Source organism: Paenibacillus hebaui (assembly GCF_051934385.1).
Taxonomy (GTDB): domain Bacteria; phylum Bacillota; class Bacilli; order Paenibacillales; family Paenibacillaceae; genus Paenibacillus.
This window is the reverse complement of the sequence record NZ_CP196836.1, coordinates 5200196-5212466: the sequence shown is the minus strand read 5'-3', so window position 1 is coordinate 5212466 and position 12271 is coordinate 5200196. Positions and strand designations below refer to the sequence as shown.

Sequence of the window (12271 nt, the reverse complement as noted above, 5' to 3'; positions counted from 1 at the left end):
GCAATACTATATGACAAGCCAAAGTCCAGTCATTACTTGATCGGATTACCTTTCATTTCCTGTTCCATTTTCTCAACACCATCCAGAATTTGATATCCATAACCCCAGAACTGGCTGAAATCCGTTACATAGATTTGTTTGTTCTTGATGGCGTTCATGCTTTGCAGGGCAGGGTTGGCATACAGGCTCTGAATCAGCTTATCGATATCCGGTGAACCGGAATAAGCGGACAAGAGCAGGTAGTCCGGGTTGGCTGTAATCAGCTGTTCCACACTGACTTCACCTTGCACACCATCAAACGCATTCTTCAGCTTCAACAGACCGAGTGCATCCAACTGATACGTATCGTTCTGCATGCTGCTTACGGTAATGGTGTCTTCGGTTGCAGGGACGATATAGGCAAAACTGTGCTCAGGCTGATCCGCTACACTGGCTTTAATTGCTTCAGCACGAGCTTTCAGGCTTTCCGTGAATGTTGCAGCATTTTCCTGAACGTTGAAGATTTTTCCAAGTTGTTCAATATCATTATACAGGCTATCGAGTGTTCCTTTGTGATTCGTCGTTTGCAGGAAGGTACGGATGTTCATGTCATTCAATCCATCCACAGTTCCCACCCCCCAGTCAGCATCAGCGAACAGGTCACCCCGTCCCATCACCAGATCCGGGCTTGCACCTACAACGAGTTCTTTACCCACATAATCTTTGGACAAAACCGGGATTTTGGCAAATTCATCCGCAACATCCGGTGTAACGGAACCGTACAGAGCAGCAACGCCGACCATTTTGTCCGTCAGACCCAATTTGATGAGCATCTCAGCCACAGATTGGGTATTCGCAACAACACGTTCAGGTGCTTTATCAAATACTTGAGCTTTTGGTTTCCACTCGCCGCCCTCACCCGAGATCGTGAAATTCTCAATTGTGAGCGGGTACGTCGTTTTATTTGTATTCTCAGCAGGAGCTGAAGTTTCTGTCGCGTTAGTTGTTGAAGTTGTTTCTTCGGCAGGGGAAGAAGTGGAAGCATTCGAGCAGGCTGCAAGCAGCAGTAACAAGAGACTTAGAGCAGCGAAGCAAATGGTTCTGGATGTGAATTTCATTAATTGGTGAACCCCTTTTCTATGTGTTTTTAATTGACAAAGATAATCATTCTCAATTATAATCCGAGAAAACACTTTGTAAATAGCCAAATTTAATTTATTTTAATTTTACGCAGAATTGATGGGGGAAGAGATGGCACAGACGGTTCAGGTTCAGACACAGCGTATGGGGAAAAGAGAGTCCTTGGTTCACAGTAAATCTGGTTTTGCCTTACTTATCGTAGCTTTAATCTTTATTACGCTTATTTCCGTAGGGATTGCCGTATCCATTGGACAGGTACGCATTCCGCTGGCGGAGTCATATCGTATTCTTTTATACAAATTAACGGGATTTCAGTGGGGGGCAATACCAATTGAGGCAGGCTCCTTTACGGATATTATCTGGCAGATTCGTTTCCCGCGTGTGCTGATGGCGATGTTTATCGGTGCAGGCTTGGCGTTGTGCGGTGCTGTTATGCAGGCTGCGGTGCAGAATCCGCTGGCCGATCCTTACATACTGGGCATATCCTCAGGCGCTTCACTTGGAGCAACTTTTGCGATTCTCATTGGATTCGGTGCGATTGGCTGGCTGGGTCAGACCGGTGTAGCTTTCTGGGCATTTGCCGGAGCAATGGGGGCTTCTTTGCTGGTACTAACCCTTGCGGGGATTCGAGGTAAAATGACGTCAGTCAAGCTTGTGCTTGCCGGAATGGTGATTAACGCGCTATGCAGCGCCTTTTCCAATTTTATTATTTATTTTGCCAACAATGCGGAGGGCATCAAGACGGTGACGTTCTGGACCATGGGTAGCCTGGCGGCTTCCGGATGGAACAAACTTCCGCTGGTGGGGATTGTCGTGCTTGTAGCGATTCTGTTTTTTTTGTTGCAGTCCAGAGTTCTCAATACGATGTTGCTGGGCGATGAAGCCGCGGTTACGCTCGGCATTAATCTGAGTGTGTACCGCAGACTTTACATGCTGTTAACGGCTTTGGTGACAGGCGTCATGGTCGCAAGCTGTGGCATGATCGGTTTTGTCGGACTGATTATTCCGCATATTGTGAGAGGTCTGGTGGGTTCCGACCATCGTAAAGTGATGCCTGTATCCGTGCTGTTTGGAGCCATTTTCCTCATCTGGACGGACGTTATCGCAAGATCCCTGATATCCAGCGTGGAGCTACCGATCGGTATTATTACGGCGATGATTGGTGCGCCAATGTTTATGTATATGCTGGTCAAAAAAGGCTACGGTTTTGGAGGGAATTAACATGAAACTGAACGTAGAAAATGTATCCATCTCCGTGCTGAACACGGATATTATTCGGGACATTTCATTACAGGTAAATGGCAAGCAATTTGTCGGCCTGATTGGTCCGAATGGTTGTGGCAAATCAACGCTACTCAAGAGCATCTATAAAGTGATCAAACCGCAGCAAGGCAAGGTCTTTCTCGACAATACAGATATTATCAAATCCAGTCCAAAGGTCGTTTCCAGGCATATGGGCGTTGTCGGCCAGTTTAATGAGCTCAGCTTTGATTTTACGGTGCGCGAGATGGTCATGATGGGGCGTACCCCACACAAAAAACTGCTGGAAACGGATAATGTACGAGATCACGAAATCGTGGAGCAGGCTCTGGAAAAAGTACATCTGACCGGACATGCAGACCGCAATTATGTGTCTCTGTCTGGTGGAGAGAAACAGCGTGTGGTATTGGCGCGTGTCCTGGCACAGCAACCTGAATTCCTGATCCTGGACGAGCCTACCAATCACCTGGATATCAAATATCAGCTCCAAATCCTCAACATTGTTCGGGGACTAGACATCGGCATATTGGCAGCGCTGCATGATCTCGAACTCGCCGCAGAATATTGTGATTATCTCTATGTGGTGAAGAAGGGAGAGATTGTCGTGCATGGCAAACCTGCGGATATTCTGACTCGTGAAATGATCGGTGAAGTGTTCGATGTGGAATGTGAAATCTATAAGAATCCGGTTACGGGTGGCTTGGGTATTGCTTACCTGAGTACACGGTGATCAGAACTAAATGGTGAGGCAAGTAAACGTTTAACTATAAATGGAAATGAAATAGACCGCCTCTTGGAGCAATGTAAATTTGTTCGCAGGGGCGGTCTTTATTTTTTTGGAGTACGGGCGTCGTTATTGCAAATTGGAATCGATGGGCTGAGCATGAGAACCCTTGCTGACTTCTTCGAAAATATCTGTGGAGTTGCCGCTGGGGGTTGAAGAATCATCGGAGTTTGGTAATTGCACTTCTGTTGTGGTACGTAGCTGACCCAGGTTTTCGATCTTTCTCGCTTTGGGTTGCGAGTTTTCGGATTCCTTTTTTTCACCATGCTGAGCGCTCACGAACATGTTGCTGCGTAACAGTTCTTCCAGATCTCCAATCGTGACTGGACGAGCATGTCGTTTCAGTACATAGCCGAGTTGCCCATTGGGTTCTACCGTCGCCGTCTCTAGATCATCCACACTCGAAATTCCGTTTTGTCGCAAATGCATCTCCAACTGATCTATGGTATAACGCATACGTTTCAGCTTTGGGATAATAACCTTCCCATCCTCTACCACGATTTTGGAGCTGCCACTCATCAGCCGTTCAAAAAATATTGAATTTTAATTGTAATTGTTCCACTACAATCAATGTTGCAATGAATACCGCCGCCGATCCGATCGCTTTGCCAAGCTCATGATTCGCGATGGGCTGCACAATGGTTGTTCCCATGGAGATCATGATGACCGTTGTAGCGACACTCATTTGCGAGATAGACTTGCGTCCTGCAATCCGGAGCAGAATCATGCCAGTTAGTACAAGCAAAACGGATTTCCATATCCAGTCCATTGGTTATATTCCTTTCTGTCCCAATTGTTGTGCTGTGTATTTTAGCCTGTTCTTGACTTGGTTGAATTATACCGTTGGTTGAATCCATATCTTTCATTCCCCCCTCCCTATCGTTTACAATAAGACATTGAATGCAGTAAACAAAGGAGCGGTTATGGATGGCGAAGCAGAAATACTACGTTGTCTGGGAAGGCAAGAAACCAGGCGTATACAGTACATGGGCGGAGTGTAAAGCGCAGACGGATCATTTTACAGGAGCAAAATATAAATCGTATGAATCGAAAGCGTCCGCAGAAGAAGCGTATCGTGCCGGATGGAAAGGGAACTGGGGTTCAAGTGCAGGAGGGGCAGGCGGTGCTTCGAAGGCCAAGTCGGGCAGCACTGGAAGAAGTGCGGGGATGGAAACTTCGGCTGAAATCGACTATGACAGCATCTCCGTTGATGTGGGTACACGCGGTAACCCCGGACCTGTAGAATACAAAGGGGTAGACACCCGCACAGGTGAGATTATTTTCTCCGTCGGACCGATCTCCAAAGGCACGAACAATCTGGGCGAATTCTTGGCCATTGTACATGCCCTCGCACATCTCAAAAAAGAGGGCAGTACCAAAACGGTGTATACCGACTCGGTCAATGCGATGAAATGGCTGAAGCAGAAAAAAGTAGCCACGACACTAGCGCGGGACAACTCCACGGAAGAGATTTGGCTGATGATTGACCGTGCTGAGCAGTGGTTGCGGACGAACACGTACAGCAATAAAGTGCTGAAATGGCAGACCAAACAGTGGGGCGAGATCAAGGCCGATTACGGCCGGAAATAGACCATTTACTCTCGTATTACCTCATTATTAATTTTCTATGAGAAACGATGTTTACAATTTCCAGTTTCCATTCTATAATCATCTCAATATGATAAGTTACACATATGGAGGAGCCTGTCATCTGCAGGCCCTCTTTATCTTTTTGGAGCATTGATTTTCTGGTTAATCGCTAGAATTGGTTATTTGAGTATATATTGCAGGAGGCAGACATGAGTCCCATTTATAGAAGTGAAGAAGGAAGAAGCAGCATACTTGAGGAGTACGAAGCCTATCTTAATGAACTGGGCGAGGGATTTACACGAGAGTATGTGGAGACACGGTTTGGACAGACGCATGTTTTATTGACAGGTCCTGAAGATGGTAAGCCTTTATTTATTCTCCAAGGCGGAAATTGTGTGAATCCGATGACATTGTCCTGGTTCTCTTCCTTGTTCAAAGAATACCGGATTATCGCCCCCGATACGATCGGTCATCCCGGCTACAGTGAGGAGACACGGATATCGGCACGATTCGATAGTTTTGCGTTGTGGGTTTCCGACTTGCTTGATTATTATGAGATCGAAAAAAGTGCGTTTATCGGTCCTTCTTTTGGCGGAGGAATTATTCTTAGACTGGCAACCTACATTCCAGAACGAATTGCATGTGCTGTATTGGTCGCTCCGGCAGGCCTGGCTGTTGGTTCCAAAATCAAAACCGTTCAGGATATCGTTCTTCCACTTGTTAAGTACCGGATGACTTCTTCACCATCTTCTTTGCAAAAAATTACGGACAGCATGTCGTGCAACTGCATGAAAGAAATGGATAAAAACATCATTGGTAAAATTTTTAAGCATGTCAGTTTGGAGCAGGATCTGCCCAAGCTCACGGAGAGAGACGAACTGGTTAACTATACGTCCCCAACCCTGTTATTGGTCGGAGAGAAGGATGTCTTTTTCCCGGCAGACAAGGTAATTGAACGAGCGCAAAAAATTATTCCGAATGTAGAATGTGTCAAGTACGACACAGGGCATTTTCCATCGCAGGACGTTTTAGTTCAGATGAACAAGGAAATAGGACAGTTTTTACACAAGAATTATTAAAAGCTGTGGGGATTGGGACGGTGGAACGTTTTATCAGTTTAAATAGAACAAACCGTCCCCTTTGTCGATAACAATAGAATATGAGTGCCTCTTATTTTAATTAAGAGCGTGCAATTCAGTAAGGAATAGACTAGTATTAAGCTTGATACATTAATTATTGAATATTCCATATGAAGGTGTTTCGAATTGCATCTTATGGTTTATATATATGGTTGGCGTTGATACGCCTACTAGTTGGAACTCAATGATGCGTTATGCGGTAAGTCTTCCGATCGACAAGGTTGAAAAGAGGTTTGTTATGAGAAAAGACAATTGCAAAATGGCATTGCAGCGCAATGTTGTTTTAAATGATACATATCAGGTAAGGCAGGTGTTGGCCAGTAGCGAACTGGCTATTGTATATATTGGTAGAGACCGGAACACGGGCGCAAAGGTAGCGATTAAGGAATTTTTCCCGCAAAGACTGGCGGCTCGTCAGTCAGATAAACGGGGAGTATTCTGTTCTTCGAGAGGGTTTAGCGGACAATATCAGGAGCTTCTGGCTGCTTTTATGATAGAAGGAGAACTGTTATCTACGCTGAGTCATCCCCATATTATTCCGTATGTGGATCATTTCCAGGAGAATGACACCGGGTATCTTGTGATGGAATATTGCACAGGGGTAACCCTGACCGAATATTTGAAGGAGCGCAATCATGCTCTGGATGCTACATTCATTACCGAAACGTTGCTTCCACTTGTGGACACACTAGACTATATACATAAGCAGGGAATTCTCCACCGGGACGTGAAACCCTCTAACGTTATGGTGATGGAGGATGGTACGCCCAAGCTCCTGGACTTTGGTTCGGCTGCTCGCTGGCCGATGCAATCTGGAGACAAACCGGCGATCTTTACATCTGCCGGATATTCGCCCCTTGAATTTTATTCCGAGAAATCCAGTCAGGGGCCGATGTCAGACATCTATAGTTTGGCCGCGCTGCTTCATTATTGGACATGTGGACAACCGCCGATGGACGTGAAGCAGCGGTTGTTCCAGGATGAACTGCCATCTGTTCGTACTCACAATGAGTATGTGAATCCTTGGTTGGCACGCGTCATTCATTGGGGGTTGATGGTTCGTTCCGAAAAACGTTGTGCTTCTCTGGCTTGGGTCAGAAGTTCACTTCGCGTTCAAGCCTGGGTATGGAAAGTGCGCAAACCCGGCACAGTGGAATGGTCTTTGGCCGAGAATGAACATACGCAGGTCTATGAATTGGAGCCGAAGAAACAGGATGAGACGGCTTAAGTGATACCCCTCGTATACCGAACGATACAGTTACGCTTAATGAGCGTATATCGCATATATAAAAACGAATTATATAAAAATAATTTACACAGCACAATAAAAAAGCCAGTTCTGCTCCCTTGCGGGTCGAACTGGCTTTTTTCTGTATTCTTTTTTAGCCAAACGCTGGAGCATTTAAGAAAAGAGATCAAATTATATAGACTTCAGTTTTAATTCTCGTAAAAGAAAAATGATTTCTTTTTTTTCATGTTTTGCGGAAAAATACTTCATTCTCATTCCTGATGCTGCATATACTCCAGTTAAAAGATGGAGTGAACAAGTCAGGACATCTGACGCAAGGGTCGGGCTCCCGTCTTACACCAAACCGAGGGGGAATGGTTGTGAACACCAACAGAAAGGTCTTCACCGTATCTTTGCTGTTAGTCATAATGATGTCGATGTTGCTTGCCGCCTGTGGAGGAAATGGGAATACGGCGGGTACGCCAAGTCCAGGAAGCACGGGGGAAACAGGCACAGAGACTGGCGCTTCGACTGGCGAGCCTGTCACGCTGGAGTTTTGGACGATTGCATTACAGCCTACCTTCAACGATTATTTTCATGATCTGATCGCCAAGTATGAGAGCAGCCACCCCGGTGTAAAAGTGGAGTGGAAGGACTACCCGTATGATGCGATTTCGCAGCGATTATTGACCAGTACAGCCAGTGGCAAAAGCCCTGATGTTGTAAATCTGAATACCGAATTCGCCAGTCAATTGGGAAGCAAGGGAGCCTTGTTGAACTTGAGCGAGCATCTGTCAGATGAGGAAACGAAGAGTTATTTTGAAGGAATTTATAGCTCAACTGTCTTGAATGGCAAAGCTTACGCGCTTCCCTGGTATACAGGAACGGAAGTGCTGTTCATGAATACCAAGCTGGTGAAGCAAGCAGGCCTTGACCCGGCGAATCCGCCGCAGACTCGTCAGGAGCTGGTTGAATGGGCCCGCCAGGTCCATGAGAAGACTGGAGTAGCGGGATATGCGCAGCAGTTGGTTTCCAAGCTGTTCCCGATCGACGGCATCTCGATTCTGAATGAGGATAAAACTGCCGCGGCCTTCAATACACCGGCAGCCGAGGAGATGATCTCCCAAATGCGTGATCTGATGAATGAGGGCGTCATACTGAAGGAGGATGCGGAATTCAGCAAGCAGATCCAGTATTTTTCCGGTGAGCAGGTCGCTTTTCAATTGTCTGGGCCAACCTTTATCAACTTCATCCAGCAGTCTGCGCCGGATGTTTACAAAAATACCATCGCTGTACCCCTGCCAACGGGCAAAGCCAACCTGCGACTCTCCAACTCCATGAACCTCGTTGTGCCACAGAAGTCCAAGAATCCCAAGCAAGCAGTAGAATTTGCCGCCTATATTACCAATTCAGAGAACCAGACTGCCTTTTCCAAAATAGCGAATACACTGCCGTCGAGTAAAGCCTCTATTCAAGATCCGTTTTTCACGCAATCCGATGGCTCGCTGGAAGCCGAAGCGAAGGTTGCTTCTTCCCAGAGTCTGGACAAAGCAACGGATTATATGGTAGGTGTCCCGAGTGCTGCCGATATCAACTCCGCGCTAACGCGAGGACTACAGGAAATACTGATGAATGGAGCCGACATTAAAGAGACACTGAACGCTATGGAGAAGGAAGTTAACCATATTCTTAGTCAGGGTTCTTAAATGATCGCGTTACAGCTTGCTTAGGGGGAAGGGAGGACTCCCCCTTAATCCTTGAAGAGAGGGAGGCATACCGGGTGTATAAGGCGATTCGATCCGAATCTTGTACCGCATGGGCATTTATGGCACCAGGCTTGCTGTTTTTGGCGGTGTTTACCTTTTGGCCGATTGTTTACGGGATACCACTCTCACTCACCGATTATTCAGTCATTTCAGAGACGCATTATGTAGGTCTGGATAACTTTACTCGTGCCTTCAATGATCATCATTTTCTGGTTTCCCTGTGGAATTCACTGGTGTATGTGCTGATTGTTCCGGTGATTCAGTTATTTTCAATTTTAATGGCCATTCTGGTTAACAGCCGGATTCCGGGTGTCAAAATGTTTCGGGCAGCCTACTATATTCCTGTCGTAACCTCCATGGTTGCTGTGGCGCTGATCTGGAGCTGGCTCTTGGGCAATAACGGTGTGGTCAATTATATTTTGCTAAAAGTAGGGGTTCTCAGCGAGCAGATTTCTTGGCTCTCCACGAGTAATACGGCGCTTTATGTTCTGATGTTTATTACGATGTGGAAAGGTCTCGGTTATTACATGATGCTGTATCTGGCTGGACTCCAGGGTATCCCGGCCGATCTCTATGAAGCAGCCCGGGTGGACGGGGCAGGGCCCCTGAGAATGATTGTTTATGTGACGATTCCCTTGCTGCGGCCGCATATTCTTTTTTGTACCTTAATCTCGGTCATGGGGGCGATCCGTGTGTTCGACGAGGTCTATATTTTGACCAAAGGCGGGCCGGGTACGTCCACGTTGACCTCAAGTGTTTATATTTTTCAAAAAGGGCTGGAGCAGTTCAACTTCGGTTATGCCTCGGCGCTTGGACTGATTGTGAGTGTATTGGTAGGTTTGCTTAGTGTGCTGGTGTTCCGTCTGAACCGGAAAGGCGGGGTGAATTCCTATTGATTCGGAATCTGAGTCTGAGGACACAGTCGTCTAAAAAAGTGAAAAAATGGCTCCGTTATACGATCATCTATGTACTGTTAATCCTGCTTGCCCTGTTTATGATGGGGCCTTTCCTGTGGCTGCTTAGTGTATCGCTCATGCCAGGCCGCAATGTGTTCGCAAATCCGCCAGCGATACTGCCCACATTCATCGCGTTCGACAACTATGTGCAGGTGTGGGAGTTCATGGAGTTTCCGCGCTACATCATGAATACCGTGGTCATCACGCTGCTTGGGGTGGTGTTCAATATCGTCTTGTCCTGCCTGACGGCATACCCACTCGCGGTGTTCCGGTTCAAAGGAAGGAATCTGGTCTTCACACTCCTGATCTCGACCATGATTATTCCGTCAGCGACGGCGATGATTGTACATTATCTGACCATACAGGCTTTTCACTTGGGCAATACCTTTCTGGGTGTGGTGCTGCCTGCTGCGGTATCGGTGTTCAATATTTTCCTGATGCGGCAGACTTTTCTAGGCATACCGGTGGATATCAGGGACTCTGGCAAAATGGATGGGGCTTCCGAGCTTCGGATATTTGTACAACTCGTCATGCCTCTGGTCAAGCCGGGGGTTGCTGTCATCGGGCTGCTGGAGGTCATGGCATTCTGGAACAATTTCCTGTGGCCGATTGTTGTATTGGATGATCCGCAGAAGTATCCGCTGGCCGCAGCTCTTACGTATTTAAATGGGCAATTCTCCTACAATTTTGGCTGGATCGCCGCCGGAACGATGATTTCGGTGCTGCCGATTATTATCGTATTTCTCTTTACGCAGAAGTACTATATGGAAGGCATTGCGGGTGCGATTAAAGGCTAAAACGAACGAGGTACGAAGATGGTCTGACCAAAGCACAGAAAGGATGAGCACATTCATGCCGAAGCAGTATAGGTTAACATTTGTCCCGCTGGATGAACGACCTTGCAATTATGAGTTCCCGTATTTATTGGCGCAAGGGACGGAATTCACCGTGGAACGTCCGCCGCTAGAAATGATGGGACTCAAGAAACGCCCAGGGGACGTGGAGCAGCTCTGGTCCTGGTTCGAGGAAAGCTGTGCAGGGGCGGATGGAGCAGTTGTTGCCCTGGATACGCTGCTGTATGGCGGGATTATTCCCTCCCGACTTCATAACCTGAAGCTGGAAGAGTTGACCGCACGTTTGGAGCGACTTAGAGAAATCAAGGAACGTCATCCTCAGCTGACCTTATACGCCTTCCAACTGATTATGCGCTGCCCGCAATATTCCCTGTCGGATGAAGAGCCGGACTATTATGAGGATTGGGGGCGGGAAATCTTTCGCAAAGGTTTCATTAGCCACCACCTGGAGCTTGGAACGGCAACAGAAGAAGAGATTCAAGAGCTGGCGGATATTGACACTCGCCTTCCAGCCGAGGTGCTGGAAGATTACCTTGGACGAAGGGCGATAAATATAACAGCAAACCAACAGGTGATGGCTCTGGTAAAGGAAGGAATCATCGATTTCATGATTGTTCCGCAGGATGATTCGGCGCCTTATGGTCATACGGCGAAGGATCAAGAAAAGGTTCGAACCAGCATTACTGCTCTGGATCTGGAGCTTAAGGTCTATATGTATCCAGGTGCAGACGAAGTGGGCTGCGTACTGCTTACCCGGATGATGAACAAGGCTCGCGGCCGAATGCCGCTTGTGTATCCTCGCTTGTCGTCTGTGCAGGGGGCGTTTGTTACGCCGCTGTTTGAGGATCGATTTTTCTATGAAACGTTGAAGTACCAGATCCTGGCCGCAGGGGGGCTTATTGCATCAAGTGCAGATGAAGCGGATCTGATCCTGCTGATCAGTACGCCGGGTGAGACGATGGCAGAGGCGGTATCCCAGCAGCATGCGTTTTACAGTTATGATGTGTACCGGAATCTGATGGAATTAGTGGAATATGGGGACCATCTGCTCCGGTGCAAGGGGAAACCGATTGCTGTTGCGGATGTCGGATACGCGAATGGTGGGGATCAGAAGCTGGTCAAGATGCTGAGGCAAAAAGACATGTTATTCAATCTTGCCGGATATGCGGCCTGGAATACCAGCTCCAACTCGCTCGGAACCGTCATCTCGCAGGCGATGATCTATCTGCTCTATGGGCGTACACAGGCGCATCTTGATTTCCTGGCGCTGCGGTATGCCGAGGATGTCTGCTATTGTTCCGTTGTGCGAGGAGAACTGAGCAATGGTCCGGTGCAGGAGATGGGATATGGTAAATATCTGCTGGATGGGCCACGAGGCCGTATTGCTGCCAGGGTAAAGGAACGATTACGTCAGGAGCTTGCTGTACGAATTGACAGTTCTGCTGGAAGCGTGGAGATTGTCGATTGTTATATGCCGTGGAACCGGATGTTCGAGGTAGGGCTTTCTGTGCGCTTCGTCCCAGCTGCGTGTGTACGCGAGAAGTAGATTAGAAGAGAGAGGGTGGGGAGCCTGAG

Annotated in this window: 12 protein-coding genes; 9 read left to right on the top strand and 3 right to left on the bottom strand. The window is 47.5% G+C overall.

What is annotated here, in order from left to right:
- Positions 1–32 precede the first annotated feature (32 nt).
- Complete coding sequence (locus ACR32F_RS23690) at positions 33–1097, bottom strand: ABC transporter substrate-binding protein (RefSeq protein WP_440111354.1); 1065 nt, start codon at positions 1095–1097, stop codon at positions 33–35.
- A gap of 166 nt (positions 1098–1263) precedes the next feature.
- Here ACR32F_RS23690 and ACR32F_RS23685 point away from each other — a divergent pair, with 166 nt between their 5' ends.
- Positions 1264–2340, top strand: coding sequence for a FecCD family ABC transporter permease (locus ACR32F_RS23685; RefSeq protein WP_440119994.1), 1077 nt, complete (start codon positions 1264–1266; stop codon positions 2338–2340).
- A 1-nt stretch (position 2341) separates the two neighbouring features.
- Positions 2342–3109: an ABC transporter ATP-binding protein gene (locus tag ACR32F_RS23680; RefSeq protein ID WP_440111352.1), complete on the top strand. Its 768-nt coding sequence runs from the start codon at positions 2342–2344 to the stop codon at positions 3107–3109.
- Between the two features lie 123 nt (positions 3110–3232).
- On the opposite strand, the gene ACR32F_RS23675 is transcribed toward ACR32F_RS23680, so the two are convergent.
- Both ACR32F_RS23675 and ACR32F_RS23670 read right to left on the bottom strand, forming a co-directional pair.
- A complete protein-coding gene (locus ACR32F_RS23675) occupies positions 3233–3682 on the bottom strand; it encodes a DUF421 domain-containing protein (protein WP_440111350.1) in 450 nt (149 codons plus the stop codon).
- Between the two features lie 7 nt (positions 3683–3689).
- Positions 3690–3932 carry a hypothetical protein gene (locus tag ACR32F_RS23670; protein WP_440111348.1) on the bottom strand — a complete coding sequence of 81 codons (243 nt, stop codon included), beginning with the start codon at positions 3930–3932 and terminating at the stop codon, positions 3690–3692.
- A gap of 158 nt (positions 3933–4090) precedes the next feature.
- On the opposite strand from ACR32F_RS23670, the gene rnhA reads away from it, so the two are divergent.
- From rnhA to ACR32F_RS23635, 7 genes are all read left to right on the top strand, one after another.
- Positions 4091–4753, top strand: a complete 663-nt coding sequence (rnhA, locus tag ACR32F_RS23665; protein WP_440111346.1) for a ribonuclease H — start codon at positions 4091–4093, stop codon at positions 4751–4753.
- Between the two features lie 209 nt (positions 4754–4962).
- Entirely contained in the window at positions 4963–5832 is an 870-nt protein-coding gene (locus ACR32F_RS23660) for an alpha/beta fold hydrolase (RefSeq protein WP_440111344.1), read from the top strand.
- Positions 5833–6130: 298 nt separating this feature from the next.
- Positions 6131–7120 (top strand): serine/threonine protein kinase, encoded by a 990-nt coding sequence (locus tag ACR32F_RS23655; RefSeq protein WP_440111342.1) that lies wholly within the window; start codon positions 6131–6133, stop codon positions 7118–7120.
- A 374-nt stretch (positions 7121–7494) separates the two neighbouring features.
- The gene (locus ACR32F_RS23650) at positions 7495–8826 is read left to right on the top strand and encodes an ABC transporter substrate-binding protein (RefSeq protein ID WP_440111340.1); all 1332 of its coding nucleotides are present in this window, start codon (positions 7495–7497) and stop codon (positions 8824–8826) included.
- Positions 8827–8900: 74 nt separating this feature from the next.
- Positions 8901–9782 (top strand): carbohydrate ABC transporter permease, encoded by an 882-nt coding sequence (locus ACR32F_RS23645; RefSeq protein ID WP_440111338.1) that lies wholly within the window; start codon positions 8901–8903, stop codon positions 9780–9782.
- Positions 9779–10639, top strand: coding sequence for a carbohydrate ABC transporter permease (locus tag ACR32F_RS23640; RefSeq protein WP_440111336.1), 861 nt, complete (start codon positions 9779–9781; stop codon positions 10637–10639). The genes ACR32F_RS23645 and ACR32F_RS23640 overlap by 4 nt, the downstream gene beginning before the upstream one ends.
- A gap of 55 nt (positions 10640–10694) precedes the next feature.
- Positions 10695–12242 carry a DUF4127 family protein gene (locus ACR32F_RS23635; protein ID WP_440111334.1) on the top strand — a complete coding sequence of 516 codons (1548 nt, stop codon included), beginning with the start codon at positions 10695–10697 and terminating at the stop codon, positions 12240–12242.
- The last annotated feature ends 29 nt before the right edge of the window (positions 12243–12271 follow it).